At 67.3% G+C, this 22,540-nt stretch carries 16 protein-coding genes; 9 read left to right on the top strand and 7 right to left on the bottom strand.

From position 1 onward, the window contains the following. Positions 1–38 precede the first annotated feature (38 nt). On the top strand, positions 39–2,156 hold the full coding sequence (locus ACFWU2_RS00870; RefSeq protein WP_378598880.1) for a catalase: 2,118 nt from the start codon (positions 39–41) through the stop codon (positions 2,154–2,156). Positions 2,157–2,266: 110 nt separating this feature from the next. Here ACFWU2_RS00870 and ACFWU2_RS00865 read toward each other — a convergent pair whose 3' ends face one another. Both ACFWU2_RS00865 and ACFWU2_RS00860 read right to left on the bottom strand, forming a co-directional pair. Beyond that, positions 2,267–3,913, bottom strand: coding sequence for an acetolactate synthase (locus tag ACFWU2_RS00865; RefSeq protein WP_378598877.1), 1,647 nt, complete (start codon positions 3,911–3,913; stop codon positions 2,267–2,269). Between the two features lie 58 nt (positions 3,914–3,971). After that, complete coding sequence (locus ACFWU2_RS00860; RefSeq protein WP_378598875.1) at positions 3,972–5,003, bottom strand: FAD-dependent monooxygenase; 1,032 nt, start codon at positions 5,001–5,003, stop codon at positions 3,972–3,974. Between the two features lie 68 nt (positions 5,004–5,071). On the opposite strand from ACFWU2_RS00860, the gene ACFWU2_RS00855 reads away from it, so the two are divergent. The 3 genes from ACFWU2_RS00855 (at position 5,072) to ACFWU2_RS00845 (ending at position 11,983) form a co-directional block, all read left to right on the top strand. Beyond that, on the top strand, positions 5,072–5,641 hold the full coding sequence (locus tag ACFWU2_RS00855; protein WP_378598872.1) for a TetR/AcrR family transcriptional regulator: 570 nt from the start codon (positions 5,072–5,074) through the stop codon (positions 5,639–5,641). A 302-nt stretch (positions 5,642–5,943) separates the two neighbouring features. Next, positions 5,944–10,539: a glutamate synthase large subunit gene (gltB, locus tag ACFWU2_RS00850; RefSeq protein WP_378598869.1), complete on the top strand. Its 4,596-nt coding sequence runs from the start codon at positions 5,944–5,946 to the stop codon at positions 10,537–10,539. Further along, positions 10,532–11,983 (top strand): glutamate synthase subunit beta, encoded by a 1,452-nt coding sequence (locus ACFWU2_RS00845; RefSeq protein ID WP_378598866.1) that lies wholly within the window; start codon positions 10,532–10,534, stop codon positions 11,981–11,983. The genes gltB and ACFWU2_RS00845 overlap by 8 nt, the downstream gene beginning before the upstream one ends. A gap of 63 nt (positions 11,984–12,046) precedes the next feature. Here the strand turns inward: ACFWU2_RS00845 and ACFWU2_RS00840 are convergent, their stop codons facing one another. The 4 genes from ACFWU2_RS00840 to ACFWU2_RS00825 all read right to left on the bottom strand — a co-directional run bounded on the left by ACFWU2_RS00840 (position 12,047) and on the right by ACFWU2_RS00825 (position 17,031). Then, a complete protein-coding gene (locus ACFWU2_RS00840; protein WP_378598863.1) occupies positions 12,047–13,018 on the bottom strand; it encodes an NAD(P)H-dependent flavin oxidoreductase in 972 nt (323 codons plus the stop codon). Then, positions 13,015–14,748 (bottom strand): class I adenylate-forming enzyme family protein, encoded by a 1,734-nt coding sequence (locus tag ACFWU2_RS00835; protein ID WP_378598860.1) that lies wholly within the window; start codon positions 14,746–14,748, stop codon positions 13,015–13,017. The genes ACFWU2_RS00840 and ACFWU2_RS00835 overlap by 4 nt, the downstream gene beginning before the upstream one ends. A gap of 49 nt (positions 14,749–14,797) precedes the next feature. Beyond that, entirely contained in the window at positions 14,798–15,985 is a 1,188-nt protein-coding gene (locus ACFWU2_RS00830; RefSeq protein ID WP_378598857.1) for an acetyl-CoA C-acyltransferase, read from the bottom strand. Positions 15,986–16,089: 104 nt separating this feature from the next. Beyond that, positions 16,090–17,031 carry a winged helix-turn-helix transcriptional regulator gene (locus ACFWU2_RS00825; protein WP_378598854.1) on the bottom strand — a complete coding sequence of 314 codons (942 nt, stop codon included), beginning with the start codon at positions 17,029–17,031 and terminating at the stop codon, positions 16,090–16,092. A gap of 155 nt (positions 17,032–17,186) precedes the next feature. On the opposite strand from ACFWU2_RS00825, the gene ACFWU2_RS00820 reads away from it, so the two are divergent. From ACFWU2_RS00820 to ACFWU2_RS00805, 4 genes are all read left to right on the top strand, one after another. After that, on the top strand, positions 17,187–18,407 hold the full coding sequence (locus ACFWU2_RS00820; protein ID WP_378598851.1) for an acetyl-CoA acetyltransferase: 1,221 nt from the start codon (positions 17,187–17,189) through the stop codon (positions 18,405–18,407). A gap of 15 nt (positions 18,408–18,422) precedes the next feature. After that, a complete protein-coding gene (locus ACFWU2_RS00815; protein WP_378598848.1) occupies positions 18,423–19,940 on the top strand; it encodes a carotenoid oxygenase family protein in 1,518 nt (505 codons plus the stop codon). A gap of 94 nt (positions 19,941–20,034) precedes the next feature. After that, complete coding sequence (locus ACFWU2_RS00810) at positions 20,035–20,796, top strand: hypothetical protein (RefSeq protein WP_378598845.1); 762 nt, start codon at positions 20,035–20,037, stop codon at positions 20,794–20,796. Next, positions 20,793–20,996 carry a hypothetical protein gene (locus tag ACFWU2_RS00805; RefSeq protein WP_378598842.1) on the top strand — a complete coding sequence of 68 codons (204 nt, stop codon included), beginning with the start codon at positions 20,793–20,795 and terminating at the stop codon, positions 20,994–20,996. Before ACFWU2_RS00810 ends, ACFWU2_RS00805 begins: the two co-directional genes overlap by 4 nt. 13 nt (positions 20,997–21,009) lie before the next feature. Here ACFWU2_RS00805 and ACFWU2_RS00800 read toward each other — a convergent pair whose 3' ends face one another. Continuing rightward, a complete protein-coding gene (locus ACFWU2_RS00800; RefSeq protein ID WP_378598839.1) occupies positions 21,010–21,651 on the bottom strand; it encodes an MSMEG_1061 family FMN-dependent PPOX-type flavoprotein in 642 nt (213 codons plus the stop codon). Between the two features lie 261 nt (positions 21,652–21,912). Here ACFWU2_RS00800 and ACFWU2_RS00795 point away from each other — a divergent pair, with 261 nt between their 5' ends. Further along, positions 21,913–22,518 carry a GNAT family N-acetyltransferase gene (locus tag ACFWU2_RS00795; protein WP_378598836.1) on the top strand — a complete coding sequence of 202 codons (606 nt, stop codon included), beginning with the start codon at positions 21,913–21,915 and terminating at the stop codon, positions 22,516–22,518. The last annotated feature ends 22 nt before the right edge of the window (positions 22,519–22,540 follow it).

Genomic DNA, 22,540 nt, shown 5'->3' with positions numbered 1-22,540 from the left:
AGAGGACCAACGCGCACTTACCGATCGGAGTTTTCGATATGGCAGGGCAACCCCCTAAGGTTCCGGGCGCACCCGCGTCCATCGAGCCGCAGCTCACAGAACCCACGACACCGGTTGATGCTCCCGAAGCGAAGCCCGACCAACAGCAGCCGGCGGGTGTGACAGCCACGGGTAACCGGGTCGACATCGACGGCGCCCGCCAGCAGAGTGGTGCTTTCCTCACCACGGCACAGGGCGCGCGTCTCACCGATACGGACCATTCGCTCAAGGCTGGTCCGCGTGGCCCTATCCTGATGCAGGACCACCACTTTCGTGAAAAGATCACACACTTCGACCACGAACGGATCCCGGAGCGCGTGGTCCACGCGCGTGGCGCTGCCGCCCACGGCGTGTTCAAGGCCAACGGCGCAGCGACCACAGTCACCAAGGCCGGTTTCCTGAAGAAGGGCGCGGAAACACCCGTCTTCGTGCGATTCTCGACCGTTCTCGGTTCGAGGGGTTCGGCGGACACCGTTCGCGACACGCGTGGATTTGCGACCAAGTTCTACACCGACGAAGGCACTTTCGACCTGGTCGGTAACAACATTCCCGTGTTCTTCATCCAGGACGCCATCAAGTTCCCGGATGTCATCCACGCCGGAAAGCCGCATCCCGACAGGGAGATTCCGCAGGCACAGAGCGCGCACGATACGTTCTGGGACTTCGTCTCGCTGCACACCGAGGCGACCGCGCACACGATGTGGAACATGTCCGACCGCGGTATTCCGCGCTCGTACCGGATGATGGAGGGCTTCGGCGTCCACACCTTCCGGCTCATCAACGACGCGGGCGAGACGTCTCTCGTCAAGTTCCACTGGAAGCCGCGCCTGGGCGTCCACTCGCTGGTGTGGGAAGAAGCCCAGATGATCAACGGCTTCGACCCCGACTACCACCGCCGCGACCTGGCTGACGCCATCGAGTCCGGGGCATACCCGGAATGGGATCTCGGGGTGCAGGTGTTCCCCGACAATCCGGAACAGACTTTCGAGGGCATCGATCTGCTCGACCCGACGAAGATCGTGCCGGAAGAACTCGCTCCGGTGCAGATCATCGGCACCATGGTGCTCAACGCCAACCCCACCAACTTCTTCGCGGAGACCGAGCAGGTCGCGTTCCATCCCGGCCACCTCGTGTCCGGTATCGACGTCACCGACGACCCGCTGTTGCAGGGGCGCCTGTTCTCCTACCTGGACACCCAGCTCACCCGGCTCGGTGGGCCCAACTTCGGCCAGATTCCGATCAACCGCCCGCATGCCCCCGTCAACGACATGCTGCGCGACGGGTTCCACCAGCACGCGGTACACAAGGGCGTCGCGCCGTACAAGCCGAATTCGCTCGATGCCGGATGCCCGTTCGCAGCAGGTGCCGACGAAGGCGCCTTCATCGACTTCCCGGTCGAGTTGCCGGCGGCGCAGAAGGAACGCGCTCTCTCGCGGAGTTTCGACGACCACTACTCGCAGGTCCGCCAGTTCTACAAGAGCCTGTCGGAGATCGAGAAGGAACACGTCGCCTACGCGTACACGTTCGAACTCGGCAAGTGCTACGAGCAGACGATCAAGGAGCGCCAGCTCCAGATCCTCGCCAACATCGACGCCGATCTGTGTGCGACGGTGGCGGCAGGACTCGGTCTCGAGGCTCCCGCGCCCACTATCGAACTCGTCGATCCTGCCCCGAGCGCGGCGCTGTCGCAGGTGGGCAAGACGTGGCCGGTTCAGGGCCGCATCATCGGTATCGTCGCGGACGACACCAGCGACCTCGATCAGGTGCAGGCCGCCGTGAAGGCGATCGACGGCGCTGATTGTGTGCCGCTGGTCATCGCGCCGCACGGCGGGAAGCTCGGCGGTGTGGTCCCGATCTCCAGGACGTTCCTCACCGCACGGTCCGTCGAGTTCGACGCGGTTCTCTTCGCCAGCCCCGCACTCGACCCGCGGGCACGGATCCTCGTCGACGAGACGCTCCGGCACCAGAAGGCGGTTGCCGCGTGGGGCGACGGCCTGGCGTTGTTCGAGGGCGTCGCGGCACCGGGCGTCGTCTCTGCGACCGGTCCGGAAGACGCCGTCAGCGCGCTTTTGGAGCTGCTCGGCACCCACCGAGTCTGGGAACGAACCGCGATGTGACCGAGTTCACCTGAGCGCGACTTACGGTTTCGAAAGGACCGCGTTATTCTTTCGTTACCTCTGGCCGCAGCTGATGCTTATCGCTGCGGCCAGTTGTTGTTTACGGGCTTTCAGATGCCTGTGGTCGCGCGAGGATAGGCCGCCTCCGTGTCGGTGAGAACGTTCACCACATAGGGGATCCCCGACGAGAAAGCCCGGTCCAGGGCCGGGCCGATCGCCCGGGGATCGGCGACCAACTCACCCCCGGCACCCAACGCGACCGCTACCTGGTCGTAGCGGGTGCCGGGGGTGAGGTCTGCCGCGACGTCGTATCCGTACAACATCTGCATGGGCCCCTTCTCGAGCCCCCACGCCGAGTTGTTCCCCACCACGATCACTACCGGCAGCCGGTGCCGCACCAGGGTGTCGACATCCATCAGTGACATTCCGGCGGCTCCGTCGCCGAGCAGCAACACGACCTGGCTCGACGGCCGCGCTATCCGGGCCGCGATCGCCGCCCCCAGACCGGCACCGAGGCATCCGTACGGTCCGGGATCGAGCCACAGGCCCGGCTTCCGCGGCTCGACGAACTTTCCCGCGAAGGACACGAAGTCACCGCCGTCTCCGATGACGACGGCATCGTCGGCCAGACGCGGGAGAAGCTCACCGTAGATGCGGGCCGGATGGATGGGGTCCGAGTCGGCGGACAGCAGCGCGGTATCCCGAGCGGCCGCCTCGAGCGTGAGATCGCGCAACCGGTCCGCCCACGCCCGTATATCCGGCCTTGCGGACAAGGCCGAGAGAATGCCGTCGAAGCACGCCGTGAGATCCCCGGACGCGGACGCCGCGAGTTCGGCATGTGCCGAGATCTGGCCGGGGGAGTCCGCAATGTGCACGACCTGGGCCGCCGGACCGCCGTCGCGGCCTCCGAACCGTCCGTACCCGAGCCGGAAATCCAGTGGTGTGCCCACGACCAGCACGAGATCGCACGTGCCGGCCGCCGCGCTCCGTGCTTTGCTGACGAGCAGCGGATGACCGCCGGGGACGATGCCGCGTCCCATGCCGTTGGTGATCACCGGTATGCCCAGTTCGTCGACGAACCAGAGGGCGGCGTTCTCGGCGCCGTCCGCCCACACGTCGGTGCCGAGGACGAGCAGTGGCCGTTCCGAGGTGGTCAGCAGTCGCGCGATCTCGGCCAGGTCTTCCGCATCCGGCTCGAGCCGGGCACGCACATGCGCCCGGGGCCGCGGCGCCGTCACCCGTCCGTACAACTCGTCCATCGGGACGTCGACGAAAGCCGGTCCACGATGCGGGGATTCGGCCGCGGTGAACGCCGCATCCACCGTCGGGCCGACCTCACCGACGGTGCGGGCCGTCTCCGACAGCTTGGTGACGGACCGGAACAACGGGGGCTGATCCAGTTCCTGGAGACTGCCGGTGCCCCAGCGCGCATTGGGGGCGCGGCCGCCCAGCACGACCAGCGGCGAGCCCGCGAAGTGAGCTTGCGTGACGGCGCTGATCCCGTTCGTGACGCCCGGCCCGGCGGTGAGTACCGCCAGGCCCGGATGCCGGTCGAGCTTGCCGGTCGCCTCCGCCGCGAACACCGCCGTCTGTTCGTGCCGCACGTCGACGAGGCGCATCCGCGACTCGCCTTTCACCGCGGCGTCGTACAGGGGGAAGACGTGGGCGCCGGAGAGGGTGAACATCGTCTCGACACCGTGTGCGCGGGCCACAGCGGCGGCGTGATCGCCACCGTGCCCTTCCAATTCGGGGCTCATGCGCCCGAACGCTACGACCCGGTGGAGGGCCGTGGGTTCGGTTCGGAGGAACCGGGCGTCAGGCGAATCTCGAGGTGGCGCGGACCGCTGCGTTGCGCACGGTGGTGAACCGGGTGGCGGTCGCGGCCCCGGCCAGCATCCGGGAGGCCCGCACGAGTCGCTGGGTGCGGCGCCGGCGCGCGCGGTCGTAGCGACGTAAGGCTTCGGCGACGGGATGTTCGCTCAGCAGGACGGCGAGCGCGGAGGCGTCGACGATCGCTTCGCAGGCACCGCGGCCGAGGTTGGGGGCCATCGCGTGTGCGGCGTCACCGATGAGGGCCACCTTGCCGCGGACGTACGACGGCAGCGGTGGCGACTGGTACAGGTCGTGATGCAGCACCGTAGGGGGGTCGAGGCGATCGAGTACGTCGACGACCGCGGGGTGCCACTCGCGGAAGCGCTCGCGTAGTTCGGGAACACCGCCGGTCGAGTCGGCCGGCGCGCGAACGGCCGCGAACCAGTTGGTGAGGTCGCCGTCGCGCGGTGTGATCCCGAACAGCGCGTTCGGGCCCCAGCTTTCGCTCAGCGAGGCGGCACGACCGTCGACCCACCCTCGCCATGCGGTGAATCCGGTGTAGACCGGCCGGAACCGCGGCCCGAAGAGGGCGTCGCGCGTCGCACTCCCGATGCCGTCGGCGCCGACCACGACGTCGTATCCGGAAAGATCCGGTGCAGCTGGGGCAAGGTGACCGAAGTGCACTGTGCCATCCGGTAACCCGGCGGACAGGAGCTCGAGCAACGGCGGTCGCGACAGGAGGACCGCCGGCCGCCGGAGATTCTCGAGGCGCGCGATGGGCCGGCCGTCCCAGCGCAGGAACCACCCCGAGGTCTGCAGCACTCCGCGTTTCTCGGCCTCGCCGCCGAGGCCGGCGACCTCGAGCGAGGCAAGTGCCTCGGGCCACAGTCCCAGCGCGGTTCCGGTGGGAGGCAGGCCCTCGGCGCGTTCGAACACGTCGACGTGCCAGCCGAAGCGGACGAGCGCGTTCGCAGCGGTGAGCCCCCCGATGCCCCCACCGAGAATCGCGGCCTTCCCTGCGTGTGTCTCGCTCATGCACCACAATCTACTACGTATGTAGTGTAGTGTCACTACATACGTAGTATCCGGTTTATGCTGGGGCCGTGACCGACAAGCGTGCCGCTGTGCTCGACGCCGCCATCGAGGTTCTGGGAGCCGACGGGGTCCGCGCCCTCACCCATCGCCGGGTCGACGCGCGTGCGGGTGTTCCCGCAGGTTCGACGTCGAACTACTTTCGGACGCGGGGTGCACTCGTCGAGGGCGTACTCGATCGCCTCCTCGAACGTGATCGTCAGGACCTGGCGGCACTCACGGCGAACGGCACGACACCGGACCGGCGCGGCCTCGAGGTTCTGCTGCGGGAGTACGTGCTCTACGCGACCGGCCCGGATTCCGTGCGCACCCGCGCGCGACTGGCGCTGTTCGTCGAGTCGACCACGGTCCCCGCGATGCGCGCGTCGGTGGGAGCGCGGCGCGGAGAACTGCGCGCGTGGGGCAAGGAGATCCTCGCCGTGCTCGGCGCCGACGACCCCGAGACGGCCGCGCGGATCGTGGTGGACTACGTCGACGGGGTGATCCTCCACCGGCTCACCTCCGAGGACGATGCGACGGACCCACAGACCGGCATCGGCAGGATTCTCGACGCCGTCCTGCCGCGACCCGCGGTTATGTGAACGGCTCGTCACAGGCGTGTCAACGGGGCATTTACGCAGGTCAGCCCAAAGGTAGGGCATCCTATGTTGCATTACCCCCGGTGACCTGGCATATCGTTTCCACCAGAGCGGTGGGCCCACGATGTCCCACCGGTCGCCAGACCCGTCTCGTGCTGCCGACAAAAGGCACCCGCACCGTCGCGGATGAGCGGATACTGGCGGTGTCGAAGGTATCGGGACACCCGGCCGATACCCGTCTACGGCAGTAGATGGCCATCAGCGCTGCTGGTCGTCGGTGCTATCGCACGCAACGAAGGCTAGGTATGACTCTTCTCCCCGGGCCTCAAGGGCTCTACCACCCCTCGAACGAGCACGATTCCTGTGGCGTCGCGTTCGTTGTCGACATGCACGGTCGCCGAAGCCGCGACATCGTCGAAAAGGCGATCACCGCGCTCGTCAATCTGGAGCATCGCGGTGCTGCGGGAGCGGAGCAGAACACCGGCGACGGCGCCGGCATCCTCATTCAGATTCCCGACGCCTACTTCCGCGCTGTCGTCGACTTCGACCTTCCCGCCGAAGGTGCCTACGCGACCGGTATCGCCTTCCTGCCCAAGGGCACGGAAGCCGCCGATGAGGCTGTCGCACAGGTGAACCGCATCGTCGAGGAGGAGGGCCTCGAGGTCCTCGGCTGGCGTGAGGTGCCCGTGGACGCGTCGGAACTCGGCTCCATGGCGATCGACGCCATGCCGACCTTCCGCCAGATCTTCGTCGCGTCGGGCGCCCGCGCCCTGACCGGCATCGACCTCGAGCGCCGCGCCTACGTGGTGCGCAAGCGCACCGAGCACGAACTCGGCCACGAAGGCCCCGGCGAGGACGGCCCCGGCCGCGAGACCGTGTACTTCCCGAGCCTGTCGGCGTCGACCTTCGTCTACAAGGGCATGCTCACCACGCCGCAGCTCGAGGGCTTCTACGTGGACCTCCAGGACGAGCGTGTCGAGTCGGCTCTCGGTCTGGTGCATTCGCGCTTCTCCACGAACACCTTCCCGTCGTGGCCTCTGGCGCATCCGTTCCGTCGCGTCGCGCACAACGGTGAGATCAACACCGTCACCGGCAACGCCAACTGGATGCGTGCGCGTGAGGCTCTGATCGACAGCGACATCTTCGGCGGTCGCGACAAGCTCGAGAAGATCTTCCCCGTGTGCACCCCGGGTGCCTCGGATACCGCGCGGTTCGACGAGGTTCTCGAACTTCTCCACCTCGGTGGCCGCAGCCTGCCGCACGCGGTGCTCATGATGATCCCGGAGGCGTGGGAACGGCACACGGCCATGGATCCGGCCCGTCGTGCGTTCTACGAGTACCACTCCGCGCTCATGGAGCCGTGGGACGGCCCCGCGTCCGTGTGCTTCACCGACGGTGTCGTCATCGGTGCGGTGCTCGACCGCAACGGACTGCGCCCGTCGCGCGCCTGGGTCACCGACGACGGCCTGGTCGTGATGGCGTCCGAGGTGGGTGTGCTCGACATCCCCGCCGAGAAGATCGTGAGCAAGCGGCGCCTGCAGCCGGGCCGGATGTTCCTCGTCGACACGGCCAAGGGCCGCATCGTCGAAGACGAGGAGATCAAGCGCGAACTCGCCGCCGAACTCCCGTACCAGGAGTGGGTCGAGAACGGCGTCACCCGCCTCGAAGACCTTCCGCAGTCGAAGTACACCTACATGTCGCACGAGCGGGTCGTGTTGCGGCAGCAGGTGTTCGGATACACCAACGAAGAGGTCGACCTCCTCGTCAAGCCGATGGCTGCCACCGGTGGTGAGGCGCTCGGTTCCATGGGCACCGACACCCCGATCGCTGTGCTGTCGTCGCGGCCGCGCATGCTGTTCGACTTCTTCTCCCAGCTGTTCGCGCAGGTGACGAACCCGCCGCTGGACGCGATCCGCGAAGAGATCGTCACCAGCATGGGTGGGATGCTCGGGCCCGAGGGCGACCTGCTCGACCCGACCGCCGCGTCGTGCCGGCGCATCCTGCTCTCTGCACCCGTGATCGACAATGACGATCTGCAGAAGCTCATCCACGTCAACGACGAGAAGCAGTTCCCGGGCTTCAGCAGCGTCATCATCCGCGGCCTGTACCCGGTCGCGGAAGGCGGAGCCGGCCTGGAGCAGGCGCTCGCAAGCATTCGCGCGCAGGTGTCCCAGGCCATCGAGAAGGGCGCACGCCTGATCGTGTTGTCGGACCGGGAGTCCGACGAGAAGCTCGCGCCGATCCCGTCGCTGCTCCTCACCTCCGCGGTGCACCACCACCTCGTGCGGGAGAAGACGCGCACGCAGGTCGGTCTGCTCGTCGAGGCCGGAGACGCCCGCGAGGTGCACCACATCGCCGCGCTGTGCGGTTTCGGTGCGGCCGTGGTCAATCCGTACATGGCGTTCGAGAGCATCGACGAGTTGCTGCAGAACGGCGACCTGCCGGAGGGCATGACCCTCGAGCAGGCCATCGCCAACTACATCAAGGCCGCGTCGAAGGGCGTCCTGAAGGTGATGTCCAAGATGGGCATCTCCACCCTCGCCTCCTACACGGGCGCGCAGCTGTTCCAGGTCATCGGCCTGTCGCAGGACCTCGTCGACGAGTACTTCACGGGCCTGCAGTCACAGCTCGGGGGCGTCGGCCTCGACGAGATCGCCCGCGACGTGGCAGCCCGTCACCGGTCGGCATTCCTCGACCGGCCCTCCGAGCACGCGCACCGCGAGCTCGAGGTGGGCGGCGAATACCAGTGGCGTCGTGAAGGCGAGTACCACCTGTTCAACCCGGACACGGTGTTCAAGCTCCAGCACGCCACCCGCACCGGTCAGTACAAGGTGTTCAAGGAGTACACGAAGCTCGTCGACGATCAGTCGCAGCAGCTCGCGTCGCTCCGTGGCCTGTTCGAGTTCAAGACCGGTTTGCGCCCCGCCGTGCCTCTCGAGGAGGTCGAGCCGGCGAGCGAGATCGTCAAGCGGTTCTCCACCGGTGCGATGAGCTACGGCTCCATCTCGTCGGAGGCTCACGAAACCCTCGCGATCGCGATGAACCGTCTCGGCGGCCGATCGAACTCCGGTGAGGGCGGCGAACATCCCGACCGCTTCACGCCGGACGAGAACGGCGACTGGAGGCGCTCGGCGATCAAGCAGGTCGCGTCCGGCCGGTTTGGTGTGTCGTCGCACTACCTGACGAACTGCACCGATATCCAGATCAAGATGGCGCAGGGCGCCAAGCCCGGCGAGGGCGGTCAGCTCCCACCGCACAAGGTGTACCCGTGGGTCGCCGAGGTGCGTGGCTCCACGCCGGGCGTCGGCCTGATCTCGCCGCCGCCGCACCACGACATCTACTCAATCGAGGATCTGGCCCAGCTGATCCACGACCTGAAGAATGCCAACCCGGCAGCCCGCATCCACGTGAAGCTGGTGTCCGAACTCGGTGTCGGCACGGTCGCGGCGGGCGTGTCCAAGGCGCATGCCGACGTGGTGCTCATCTCCGGTCACGACGGTGGCACCGGCGCGTCGCCGCTGACCTCGCTCAAGCATGCCGGCGCACCGTGGGAGATCGGCCTGGCCGAGACCCAGCAGACCCTGATGCTCAACGGTCTGCGCGACCGCATCGTGGTGCAGGTCGACGGCCAGATGAAGACGGGTCGCGACGTCATCGTCGCGGCGCTGCTCGGCGGCGAGGAGTTCGGTTTCGCTACCGCGCCGCTCGTGGTCTCGGGCTGCGTCATGATGCGTGTCTGTCACCTCGACACCTGCCCCGTGGGTGTCGCGACGCAGAACCCGGTGTTGCGCAAGCGCTTCACCGGCAAGCCGGAGTTCGTCGAGAACTTCATGCTCTACATCGCCGAAGAGGTGCGCGAGTACCTCGCGGAGCTCGGATTCCGCAGTCTCGACGAGGCGATCGGGCAGGTCGACTGCCTCGACACCCGCAAGGCCGTGGACCACTACCGGGCGTCGAAGCTGGATCTCTCGCCGTTGCTGCAGAAGGTCACCTCGCCGATCTACGGCGAGCAGGACATGCACTGCACCAAGGAACAGGACCACGCTCTCGACAAGGCGCTCGACAATGACCTGATCGCCAAGGCGCAGCCGGCTCTCGAGTCCGGCACGCCGGTCGAGATCGACACGGCCGTCACGAACGTCAACCGCACGGTCGGCACGATGCTCGGCCACGAGGTCACCAAGAAGTACGGCAAGGACGGCTTGCCGGACGGCACCATCGACATCACCTTGACGGGATCGGCCGGTAACAGCTTCGGTGCCTTCGTGCCTCGCGGTATCACGCTGCGCTTGTACGGGGACGCGAACGACTTCGTCGGCAAGGGCTTGTCGGGTGGCCGCATCGTCGTGCGTCCCCCGCTCGACGCCGCACCGGGATTCGTGCCGGAAGACAACATCATTGCCGGCAACGTGATCCTGTTCGGTGCCACCGGCGGTGAGGTTCTCATCCGCGGTGTCGCAGGCGAGCGTTTCGCAGTCCGCAACTCCGGAGCCACGGCCGTCGTCGAAGGCGTCGGCGACCACGGCTGCGAGTACATGACGGGTGGCAAGGTCGTCATCCTCGGCAAGACCGGCCGCAACTTCGGTGCGGGCATGTCCGGTGGCGTCGCGTTCGTGTACAACCCGGACAAGGACTTCGAGGACAACCTGAATACCGAGCTGGTCGACCTCGAGGATCTCGAGGGCGAAGACTTCGCCTGGCTCAAGGGCGCGGTCGAACGGCATCGTGACGAAACGGGCTCCGACGTTGCAGCCCGCATCCTGGCCGACTGGTCACAACAGGTCAGCCACTTCGCGAAGGTCATGCCTCGCGATTACAAGAAGGTGCTCATGGCTATCAAGGACGCCACCATTCGTGGTGGGAACGTGGACGAGGCGATCATGGAGGCAGCTCGTGGGTGATCCAAGCGGCTTCCTCAAGCACGGATCGCGCGAGACTCCGGTCCGTCGTCCCGTCCCCCTCCGGCTGCTCGACTGGAAGGAGGTCTACGAGCCCTTCCCGCTCGAGACCCTCCAGACCCAGGCGAGCCGCTGCATGGACTGCGGTATTCCCTTCTGCCACAACGGTTGCCCGCTCGGAAACCTGATTCCCGAGTGGAACGACCTGGCGTACAAGGGCAAGTGGGAGGACGGCATCGAACGTCTCCACGCCACCAACAACTTCCCGGAGTTCACCGGGCGGCTGTGCCCGGCACCCTGTGAGGCGTCGTGTGTCCTGGGCATCAACCAGGATCCCGTGACGATCAAGCAGGTCGAGGTCGAGCTGATCGAGAAGGCCTTCGAGGACAACCGCGTCAAGCCGGTGCCGCCGTCGAAGCTCACCGGTCGCAAGGTGGCGGTCGTCGGGTCGGGTCCGGCGGGACTTGCGGCAGCGCAGCAACTTACGCGCGCCGGGCACACGGTCACGGTGTTCGAGCGGGCCGACCGCATCGGCGGACTGCTCCGCTACGGCATCCCCGAGTTCAAGATGGAGAAGCGGTTCATCGACCGCCGTCTCGCACAGATGGAGGCCGAAGGCACCGTCTTCCGGACCGGAGTGAATGTCGGGGTCGACATCACCGCCGACGAACTGCGCGAGCAGTTCGACGCCGTGGTCCTCGCCGGCGGTGCGACCGTCGCGCGCGACCTGCCGATCCCCGGACGCGAACTCGACGGGATCCATCAGGCGATGGAGTTCCTGCCGATCGCCAACCGTGTCCAGTTCGGTGACCTCCCCGCGCCGACCATCACGGCGGAAGGCAAGAAGGTCGTCATCATCGGTGGCGGCGACACCGGTGCCGACTGCCTCGGTACGTCACACCGTCAGGGTGCGGTGAGCGTCAGCCAGTTCGAGATCATGCCGCGCCCGCCGGAGCAGCGCGCCGAGTCGACGCCGTGGCCGACGTACCCCTTGATGTACCGCGTCTCTTCGGCACACGAAGAGGGCGGCGACCGTGTCTTCTCCGTCAACACCGAGCAGTTCGTCGGTAAGGACGGCAAGGTCACGGGTCTCCGCGCCCATGAGGTGCGCATGGTGAACGGCCGTTTCGAGAAGGTCGAGGGAAGCGACTTCGAACTCGAAGCCGATCTCGTCCTCCTCGCGATGGGCTTTGTCGGGCCCGAGAAGCCGGGCCTGCTCACGGATCTCGGTGTGGACCTCAACGAGCGCGGCAACGTCGCCCGCTCCGAGGAGTGGTCCACCAATGTCGACGGCGTGTTCGTCGCCGGCGACATGGGGCGTGGCCAGTCTCTCATCGTGTGGGCCATCGCCGAGGGTCGCGCATGCGCGGCGGCAGTGGATCGATTCCTCGAGGGAGCAACGGCGCTTCCCGTTCCGATCACCACCAGCACGATGCCGCAGCGCTGACGCTGCCGAACGACAGGCGGGGCCGCACACGAGAGTGTGCGGCCCCGTTTGTGTGTCCCGGACCTACCGAAGATTCAGGTCGGCGAAACGGCTCGTCGCGGCCGAGTATTCGGCGGCGAGGTCGTCGACGATGGATTTCACCGGCGTGACGCCGTCGATGAGGCCCAGACCCTGGCCCGCAGCCCAGATGTTCTTCCACCGTCCTTGCACGTCCGCACCGGCGTTGTAGTCACGGTTGGCCGGCGCGGTGAGGGCGTCGGGATCGAGACCGTTCGCAACCAGGCTGGGACGCAACCACGAGGCGCTGGTTCCGGTGATGCCGGAGCTGACGACGAGATCGTCCGGTCCGTGCTCGACGACCATCTGCTTGTAGTCGGGAGATGCCATGCTTTCCGTCGCCGTGAGGAACCGGGTGCCCATGTAGACGAGATCGGCGCCGGCCGCGACGGCACCTGCCACACCCCAGCCGTCGGCGATGCCCCCGCCGATGACGAGCAGCCCGTCGAAGAACTGCCGCACGGCGGAGACGAACGCGAACGGGGAGAGATGGCCCGTGTGCCCCCCGGCTCCCGCCGAGATGCAAGCGAGTCCGTCGACTCCGAAGCCGGCGGCTTTACGGGCGAGCCGGACGGACACCACATCGGCGAGTACCAGTCCGCCGTATCCCTTGACCGTCTCCATCACCGGTTCCGGAGACCCCAGGGCAGTGATGACCACAGGTGGGCGATGCTCAGCGACGAGGCGCAAGTCCTCCTCGAGCCGCTGGTTGGAGCGGTGGGTCACCAGGTTCACCGCCCAGGGTGCGGCATCCGGTCCCGCGGCCGCGACCCCGTCGGAGATCGTCCCCATCCAGCGGTCGAGTTCGGCGGTCGTGCGGCAGTTGGGCGTGGGGAAGGAGCCCACGATTCCGGCCGTGCTCGCTGCGATGACGAGTTCCGGGCCGGATACCAGGAACATCGGGGCCGCGACCACCGGGACGCGCAGACGCGCGGGAAGGGCGACCGGAGTGGAGTGGGGTGCTGTGGACATGCTCATAGGGATTCCAGGAGGTCGGTGCGGATGTGGCGGCGCAACAGTTTGCCGACCGCGTTGCGCGGCAGGGTGTCGACTATTTCGATGCGTTCCGGCAGTTTGAACGAAGCGATGTCCCGTGCGCGAAGGTGCGCCGTGAGGTCGTCGAGTGTCGGGGTGGCGCCGGCAGTGGGAACCACGACCGCGCAGCATTTTTCGCCGAGTACTTCGTCGGGGATACCGATGATCGCGACTTCGGCCACCGCCGGGTGGTCCTGCAGCAGCCCTTCGATCTCTGCCGGTGCGATGTTCATGCCGCCCCGGATGACGATCTCCTTGATCCGGTCGACGAAGCGCAGGTACTCGCCGTGTTCACCGCACAATTCGAAAACGTCACCGCTGCAGAGGAAGCCGTCCTCGTCGAACGGGGACGACGTCGCGGTGCCCTCGAGGTAACCCGCGAAGACGGTGGGGCCCTTCAACCGGAGTTCGCCGCGGCCACCGATGGTGTCGACCAGGGCGCCGGTCACGGGATCGACGAGGCGTACCTCGGTGCTGCGGCTCAGACGCACCACCCACGACTGGTCCGGCGCCGCGTAGTTCGGCAGATGCTGCGCCCGCACGGTCGGGTCCGGGATATCACCCGGTGCACCGAGAAGGCAGACGCCCTCGTTGGATCCGAAGAAATTGATCACCTCGACCCCGTGGTCGTTCTGCCAGGACGCCACGACGGACGGCGGTAGCGGTGCGCCACCCGCCCCGACGCGCGTGAGCGACGAAAGGTCGAACTTGCCGCGCAGGTCGTCGTTCTTGAGCAGCATCGTCAGGATCGCCGGGGGCATGGTGGTGTGGGTGGCCCGGTGGTGCTGGATCTGGCCCAGATAGACCGCGATGTCCAGTGGGTGGTGGTGGACGAGGTGACCGCCACCGAGGAGCCAGGGCAGCAACGCCGCTGCGAACCCGGCCATGTTCACCAAGGGGAACGGGTTCACGAGCACGGAATCCTCCGTGGTTTCGAGGCCGTCCTGCACCCCTCGGCCCACCGCGAGCCAATCCGCGTGGCACCGGGGTACGCCCTTGGGCGCTGCCTCGGTACCGCTCGTCCAGCACACGGTGACCCGGTCGTTGACCGTGCGCACCACCGCAGCCGCGTAGGCGTCGGCTTCGTCGAGGTGGGGTGCGGGCACCGTCGTCGGGTCGATCTCGACGGCCTGTTCCGGTACGTGCGGTCCGAAAGCGAATACCGTGCCGAGGGTCCGGTGGCCGGAGGCCAGTTCCGACGCCTCGGTGGCGAGTGAGCGGTCGCCGAGCTTACCGACGGTGACGACGGCGACGGCAGAACACGCGTCGACGATGCCGGACAGTTCGTGACGGCGATACGACGCCGGCATCGGGGTCGCCACGGCGCCGAGGCGCCACAGTGCCAGGTAGGTGGCGGTGAGGGCGACCGAATTGGGCATCTGCACGGCAACCGTGTCGTCCTGCCGTATTCCGCGCGCGTGGAATACCGCTGCGACCCGCCGCACGTGCTCGTCGAGTTCCTGCCACGTCAGCGACCGGGGCTGTGCCCCGGTGAGATCCACCAGGTTGGCCGGGTCGGTGGTCGCGGCATGCGAAGGCCTGCGCTGTACCCAGGAATCGAAGAGGTCCGGGATCGTCTCGTCCTGCCACCAGCCTCGTTCCAGGTATTCGGAGACCGTGGCGTCGGGATGACATGCGCGTGCGGTGGGCGGGAGGGAAAGCGGTGTGGACATCAGGGGGCCTTTCGCGAAGTCCGGGTGGGAAAGCGGGTGCGGGTATCGCTCACAGCCGGCGGAGCACCAGGGCTGCGCCGAGACCGAGGGCTGCGGGGATGGTGACGAGCGCGTGCTCGCCCCCGGTGCGTTCGAGCTGGTCGAGTGCGTGAGCCACGAGAATGCCGCCGGTGGCCCCGAGCGGATGCCCGACGGCGAGAGCGCCGCCGTGGACATTGACGCGGGCCGGGTCGAGGTGCAGTTCCTCGATCATCATCAGCGGTGTCACGGCGAAGGATTCGTTGATTTCGACGACGTCGAGGTCCTTCGCGGTGATGCCGGCACGTGCGAGCGCGCGGTTCGAGGCAACCACCGGTGCGGTGAGAAGCGGTGAGCGGACCGCGCTCTGCGCCGTGCCGACGATCTGGGCGCGGGGCCGCATCGACAGGGCCGCACCGGCTTCGGCGTCACCGATCAAAACCGCAGAGGCTCCGTCTGCCAGCTGAGGCGCGGTCGCGATCGTGTGCAATCCCGCCGCCGGTCGCGGTGAATCCGGTAACCGGCGGGCGACCCGCTCCCAACCGGCGTCTTCTCCGAAGAGCGCGGGCAGCGCGGCGAAATCGTCGAGTGTCACTCCGGGGCGCGGGCCCTCGTCCGCATCGAGTTCGGTATCGCCGACTTTCATGCTGATCAGGGACGGCGAAGGGGGAGCGGTTGCGGCACGTGCGTGCGAGGCCACCGCGTAGGCATCGAGTAGTTCTCGGGTGAACCCGTACCGTGCCGCCGTGAGATCGGCCGACACCCCGATGGTGACGAACCCGGTCCGTTCACCGAGTTCGGGGTCCACAGCGATCGGGGGCGAATCGGAGAACATCGGCACCCGGGACATCGATTCGACGCCCCCCGCGACCACCGCGCGCGCCGTACCGGCGGCCACCCGTGCGGCTGCGCTTTCGATGGCATCGAGCCCGGAGCAGCACAACCGGGAGACGACGCCGCCGGGGATGCGATCGGGCCAGCCCGCCCACTGCACGGCCGCTCTGGTGAGGTCGCCGGCCTGTTCTCCGGTGGCTGTGCTGATCCCGAGGAGCACGTCGTCGACAACCTCGGATGCACCGCAGCGTTCGTCGAGTGCGGTGAGAAGCCGGGCGATCAGCTCGACCGGACGTACGCCTGCCAGGGTGCCGCCGCTCTTGCGCACGCGGGCACGGGGAAGGCGGACGGCGTCGTAGATGTACGGGGGATTGCTCCGATTCACAGATTTGCTCCGACTCGTTGAATGTCGTGACCCGAGTCACTACAGCTAACGAAGTGATACCGGGTGACGTCGGTCGGTGTCAAGATGGGGACCAAAGGCCCGCGTCAGGGGTGGGGCAACATCGGCTCGATCCGGGCAGTGTGCCGATCCACCGGCCCGTCGCACCCCCTGCACTGAAGTTCCGGATGCAGGATCGCGCCGCACTCGCGGTGCAGAATCCGCAGCGGCCCGGGCGCCTCCGGGAATGCCTGTGTGGACCACCGGATCAGGAAGACGAACACGCCGAACAGCGCGCGACCGCGGTGTGTCAGACGGTATTGGCGGTCGGCACCGGACGGGTGGCCGAGGATCTGCGCGGCGCACAGGCGCGCGAGGCGATCGGTGAGCGTCGTCGGGGAGATGTCCAGCGCCGACCGGAACTCTCCGAACCGGCGGGCTCCGGCCAGTGCGAGACCGGTGATCGCGCCGCTCCAGCGATCCCCGAGGGCCTCCATCACTGCGTTGAACTGCATGTCTGCCGACACGTTCTTGCCGCCGGGCCCGCGGGTGGAGCGCCGCCGGGCACCCGAGGTCACGGTCCAGATCGCTTCCGCGTCCATCTCGATGTCCGTGTCGTGGGTGGTGACGACGGTGCCGCAGGATCCGCAGCGGATGACCGCGGGCCCACGGTGCCCGCAGACGTCGTGCACCAGATCGGGCTGCCACGCACCTTCGGGTGTCCACTCCCGTTGCCAACTCCAGATGCACACGAGGATCGGCCAGGTGGCGGTACCGAGTTCGGTCAGCAGGTAGTCGTGTCGATCCGAGCCGGCCGACTGAGGGGAGCGTTCCAGCACGCCGGCCGCTGCCAGCGACTGGAGCCGGTCGGTCAGCACCGAGGACGGGGCGCCGGTGAGTTCGAGCCACTGGTTGAACCGGGTCGTGCCGCTCACGAACGCGTGTCCGAGCAGCGCGAGCGTGAGCCGGTCGCCGAGCAGGTCGAGCGTGGCAGCGACCGGGTTGACGGTCGCAGACCGGTCGCTCGGCACGGTGTTGCTTCGGGTCACGGGCCAACCTCCTCCGGTGCGCATTCGTCGTTGCGTGGCTCACACCAAGATGCTTCAATAACTGTACTAAACGGGGACGGCGGGCTTCACCGTCGCGGAACTACTCTCCCAAGACCTCCACCGACCCGTCGAACCGATCTCGAAAGCGAGACGACATGACATCAGCTCAGGTGTGGATCGCCGGCGGCTACCAGAGCGACTTCGCCCGCAACGTCACCAAGGAAGGCCTCGACATCGGCGATCTCACCGCCGAGGTCGCGACCCGCACGCTCGACGACGCGGGGATCGCCGCGAGCGAGGTCGACGTCGTCCACGTGGGCAATGCCTTCGGCCAGCTCTACACCGGGCAGGGTCACCTCGGGGCGATGCCGGCATCCATGATCCCCGAACTGTGGGACGTTCCCGCGAGCCGGCACGAGGGAGCATGTGCGTCGGGCTCTCTGGCGATACTCGCCGCGATGGCCGACCTCGAATCAGGACGTTACGACTGCGCACTCGTCCTCGGCGTCGAACTCGAGAAGACCGTGCCGGGTGACATCGGCACGAACTACATGAGTCCCGCCGCGTGGGTGGGTAGAGAGGGACAGGATGCAAAATTCATGTGGCCCTACATGTTCGATCGCGTCGCCGGCGAGTACGCGACACGGTACGGACTCGACCCGGCGCATCTGTGGGCCATCTCCGAACTCAACATCCGCAACGCCCGGAGCAATCCCCGCGCGCAGACCCGGACGCGGTCCTATTCCCCCGAGTCGTTCACGGCCGACGACGCCGCCAATCCGCTGGTGGAGGGCAGCCTGCGCAAGATCGACTGCGGCCCCCTCACCGACGGAGGAGCGGGCGTGGTCCTCGTCAGCGATCGGTACGTCGCCCGGCACCCGGAGTTCGACGCGCACCCCCGCTCCCGGATTCTCGGATGGGGCCACCGCACCGTCGGGCTTTCCCTCGAGGAGAAGCTCGCACGCAGTTCGGACGGCGGTTTGATGTTTCCGCACCTCGCGGACACCGTCGCCGACGCATACGGACGCGCCGGAATCGGAGACGTGGACGAGCTCGACCTGATCGAAACGCACGACTGCTTCAGCATCAGCGAGTACGTGGCGATAGACCACTTCGGTCTCACACCGCCCGGCGAAAGCTGGCGCGCCGTGGAAGCCGGCGATCTCGAGATCGGCGGCCGGATGCCCATGAACCCCAGCGGGGGACTCCTGGGCGGAGGACATCCGGTGGGTGCCACGGGCGTGCGCATGGCGTTGGACTGTCATCGCCAGGTCACCGGTACCGCCGGTGCCTACCAAGTCGACGGCGCCCGACGGGCGGCCACCTTCAACTTCGGTGGTAGCACCACCACTTCCGTATCCCTCATCATCGGCTGAGCCGAAGGAGCATCGATGGACCTCGAAATTCTCGGCCGCGCATTGTCGACGCTGCCCACCGACGACGACCATCCCTATCGCACCGGGCCGTGGCGACCCCAGGTCACCGAGCACCGCGCCGACGATCTGGAGATCGTCGGGGAACTGCCCGCCGATCTCGACGGGGTATACATCCGGAACACCGAGAATCCGGTGCATCCTGCCCAGCAGGGCCGCTACCACCCGTTCGACGGTGACGGCATGGTGCATGTCGTCGGCTTTCGCGACGGGAAGGCGTTCTACCGGAACCGTTTCGTCCGGACCGACGGCTTCGTCGCCGAGCAGGAAGCCGGCCGCGCACTCTGGGCGGGAATCGCCGAGAATCCGGCGAAGTCGGAACGCACCGACGGATGGGGTGCGCGCACGAGGATGAAGGACGGATCGAGCACGGATGTCACCGTGCACAACGGGGTCGCGCTCACCAGTTTCTGGCAGTGCGGCGACTTGTACCGGGTGGATCCGATGTCGCTCGAGACTCTCGGAAAAGCGGAGTGGGGCGGCGACTTCCCGTCGAATCTCGGAGTGTCGGCGCATCCCAAGGTCGATCACCGCACCGGGGAGATGCTCTTCTTCAACTACGGAACGGACGCGCCGTATATGCATTACGGCGTCGTCGACTCGTCCGACAAACTCGTGCACTACACCGACATCGAACTGCCCGGTCCTCGGCTACCCCACGACATGGCGTTCACCGAGAACTACGCCATCCTCAACGACTGCCCGCTCTTCTGGATCCCCGACGCCCTAGCGGCGGGTAAGTACGTCTCGCGTTTCCATCCCGACATGCCGATGCGCCTCGGCGTGCTCCCGCGGCGCGGCGGCGGAAGCGAGATCAGGTGGTTCGACGCGGCTCCCACCTACGTCCTGCACTGGACGAACGCCTACGAGGACGGTGACGAGATCGTCCTGGAAGGGTTCCACCAGGAGACACCCGAGCCGGAGGACACCGGGAACGGGTCGCTCTACGAGCGCATGTTCCGTTTTCTCGCTCTCGACAGGATGGGCACGCACCTGCACCGGTGGCGCCTGAATCTGCGCACCGGCGGCGTCACGGAAGAGCGCCTCTCCGAACGGGTCACGGAGTTCGGCATGATCAGCCCCGTACACACGGGAGTACCGCACCGCTACACGTACGCGGCGACGGGCTTGCCCGGGTGGTTCCTGTTCGACGGCCTCGTCAAGCACGACTCGCTGACCGGCGCGGAAGAGCACTACGCGCTCGGCGAGGGGGTGTTCGGAAGCGAAACCGTGATGGCGCCGCGGATCGGGTCTTCGGGGGAGGACGACGGATACCTCGTCACCATGACCGTCGACATGAATCGTGATCTGTCCGAGTGCCTCGTCTTCGACGCACAGCGTCTCGCCGACGGCCCGGTCGCCCGGATTCGTCTTCCGGAACGGGTCAGCTCGGGCACGCACTCCACGTGGGCGTCGGGCGCGGAGATCCCCGGGTGGCGAACCGCCGAGCGGCCCGAGGACGCAGTCGGTTTGTAAGCAGGGTTTGTCAGCGGGCGGTGTAAACGCATCGCCGGTTCGAGTTAGCGTCGTTCTTCCGCCCACCGGAGACGGAGCGGTTACCGTTTTGCCCATGACTGTTTCGCGACGACGATGGACGCTCCTCGCAGTCGGCGCGTGCATCGCCGGGGTGGCTGTCTCGACGGCTCCGGCGGCCGCTGCCGATCCGGCGGGAGCGTGCATCCAGAACGCCGGCGGAATCGTCTCGGTGGACGGGGCCGATCCTGTCCCCGCGGTGTTCGGCTTCGACGGCCCACGGCTTCTCGGCGTCGAAGGCGGCACCGGCAACGCCTGCATCACCAATGTCGGCCCGGGCACGGTGAGCGTCAGTCACCCGGAAGGCCGGGTGCCGGGACGCACCGAGGTGTCGACGGCGTTCGTCGAGATGCGCGTCGACGGCGGCGTCGGCAACGTCGCGGTGACGAACTTCGGAACGGGCGCGGTCGCCGTCGACCGCCGGTCTGTCACACCGGAACCCGCGGCGCCGAGCACACCCCCACCGGCTCCCGGGATGCCGGAGATGTCGGTCGACGCGGGCACCGACGGCGTGTTCGTGACGAACATCGGCACCGGTGCGGTCACCGTCACGGATGGCGATCCGGGACCGTTGCCCCCGTCGCCCCCGCCACCCCCCGGCGCGGTGATCACCGATCCGATCACCGGAAATGTCTACGTGACCAACCTTTTCGGCCCGGATATCGCGGTGGTCGATCCCCCGGCAGGGACCGGAGCGAGCGTGGTCGACCGATCGGTACCGGGCACCGATGTGGACTACGGGACGGGCAACGTCTTCGTGACGAACATCGGCGGTGGGCGGGTCACCGTCATCCGGTGAGGGCGATCCCCCCGCCGTGCCCGCCACCGGCACCGAAACCTCGCGCTCGCTTCGGGGCATATGACATTCTCTTGATCAACAACGGGCGACGCAGTGGGCGACGACAGCGGGACGGGTCGATGGGGGTGAAGAACGTGTGGGCCGCGGTGGGCACCACCGCGACGCGCTGGCTACGGGACTGGATCGCATCCAAGGCGTGAGCCGGGCACGACCTCAGTACAGGTATTCGCGATAGAGTTCGCGCTTCCCGGCTTCGGCGTCGGCGGGGACGTCGATGGAGACGAGCTCGGCGTGCATGTCGCGCATGCTGGGGACGAGTTCGTGTTTCGGATAGGTCGCCGCATCCCACAACCTTGCGCGGAGCAACGCGCGGGCGCAGTGCAGGAACACTTCGTCGATCCGGACGATCACCGCGAGCAGCGCCGGCTTCCCGCTCAGCGACAGCTTCTCGAGAAGTTCGGGGTCGGTCGAGAGGGTGGCACGGCCGTTGATCCGCAGAACCTCTTCGTCACCGGGGACGAAGAACAGCAAGCCCACGTGCGGGTTCTCGAGAATGTTCCGGTAGGAGTCGGCGCGCCGGTTTCCCGGCCGGTCAGGCAGCACGATCGTGTGATCGTCGAGGACCAGCACCGAGGATGTGAGGTCGCCGCGAGGTGAGCAGTCGCAGTTGCCCGCTGCATCGGCGGTCGCGAGGGTGAAGAAGCGGGCGAGCGACAGAAAGTTGCGGATGAGCGGCGTCAGATGCGGGCGGGCCTTGTCCACGATCGCCGGATGCGGTGCCCCGAGGACCGCCTCGAGTTCGTGTTGTGTGCTGAGCCCGTTCTGCACAAGCTCGTCGATCCTGTCCGCATCCATCCGGTGCCACCTCCGGCGGTGACCGTACCAACCGGGTCCGCGGCGTCGGCATCCGGAACAGGGTTCTTCCACTCCTGCGCGACGGGCGACACAACCGGCGCGGCCATATGGGAAGACGAACGGCACCCCGGAACCACGGAGTCGTTCGATGTCACGCTCCACGCTCGTCTTATAACCGGAGTGTAAAAACGACGCAGGCGTGCCGGGATATCTGTTTACGGTGGGAACCATGGCGAAGGCGGTCGAGACCTCACCGAGCTCATGAGCACCGAGTCGACGGTCATGAAGTTCCGGCCGGCTACACAGCGGGCCTTCGACGACGTGACCGAGATGCTGGGTCCCAAGCGCCGGCCGGACGCCCTGGCGTGCTGGTGTCTCACCTATCGGCTCGGCGCGGAGGCGTCCGGTTTGGACGCCGGCGAGCGCCGGGCGCGGGTGTTCGAGATGTGCGCTCACCGTCCGGCCCCGGGAATCCTCGGGTATCTCGACGGCGAGGTGGTCGGATGGGCGGGCGTCGCACCCCGCTCCCGGGTTGCCGCGCTGCAGGACACCGAGACCTATCCGCGGGTGGATGAAGTCGACCCGTGGTCGATCTTCTGTCTCCGTACGAAGGGACGGCGTCGCCGCAGAGGTATCGGACAGCAACTCCTGCTCGGAGCGATCGCGTTCGCACGTGAGCACGGCGCCGAGGTCGTCGAGGGCTATCCCCTCGACACCGGCGAGAAGGTCGATGCCGTGTTCACCTACCCGGGATTGCGGTCGATGTTCGAAAAGGCCGGGTTCGTCGAGGTCGCGCCCGTACGGGGAACCCTCGGCGGCTCACCCCGGATCGTCATGCGCCTGGCCACTCCCCGTACCCGGCGGTAACTGGGGTCGCGGCAGCGCTGAT

Source organism: Rhodococcus sp. NPDC058639 (assembly GCF_042717545.1).
In the GTDB taxonomy this organism is placed as follows: Bacteria; Actinomycetota; Actinomycetes; order Mycobacteriales; family Mycobacteriaceae; genus Rhodococcus.
The sequence above is the reverse complement of the archived record's forward strand: the minus strand, read 5'-3'. Positions and strand labels throughout refer to the sequence as shown.

Bases quoted from the DNA above. Each gene is read 5' to 3' on its own strand.
- ACFWU2_RS00870 (WP_378598880.1), top strand. From the start codon at position 39: ATGGCAGGGCAACCCCCTAAGGTTCCGGGCGCACCCGCGTCCATCGAG.
- ACFWU2_RS00865 (WP_378598877.1), bottom strand. From the start codon at position 3,913: ATGAGCCCCGAATTGGAAGGGCACGGTGGCGATCACGCCGCCGCTGTG.
- ACFWU2_RS00860 (WP_378598875.1), bottom strand. From the start codon at position 5,003: ATGAGCGAGACACACGCAGGGAAGGCCGCGATTCTCGGTGGGGGCATC.
- gltB (WP_378598869.1), top strand. From the start codon at position 5,944: ATGACTCTTCTCCCCGGGCCTCAAGGGCTCTACCACCCCTCGAACGAG.
- ACFWU2_RS00840 (WP_378598863.1), bottom strand. From the start codon at position 13,018: ATGAGCATGTCCACAGCACCCCACTCCACTCCGGTCGCCCTTCCCGCG.
- ACFWU2_RS00835 (WP_378598860.1), bottom strand. From the start codon at position 14,748: ATGTCCACACCGCTTTCCCTCCCGCCCACCGCACGCGCATGTCATCCC.
- ACFWU2_RS00820 (WP_378598851.1), top strand. From the start codon at position 17,187: ATGACATCAGCTCAGGTGTGGATCGCCGGCGGCTACCAGAGCGACTTC.
- ACFWU2_RS00815 (WP_378598848.1), top strand. From the start codon at position 18,423: ATGGACCTCGAAATTCTCGGCCGCGCATTGTCGACGCTGCCCACCGAC.
- ACFWU2_RS00810 (WP_378598845.1), top strand. From the start codon at position 20,035: ATGACTGTTTCGCGACGACGATGGACGCTCCTCGCAGTCGGCGCGTGC.
- ACFWU2_RS00800 (WP_378598839.1), bottom strand. From the start codon at position 21,651: ATGGATGCGGACAGGATCGACGAGCTTGTGCAGAACGGGCTCAGCACA.
- ACFWU2_RS00795 (WP_378598836.1), top strand. From the start codon at position 21,913: ATGAGCACCGAGTCGACGGTCATGAAGTTCCGGCCGGCTACACAGCGG.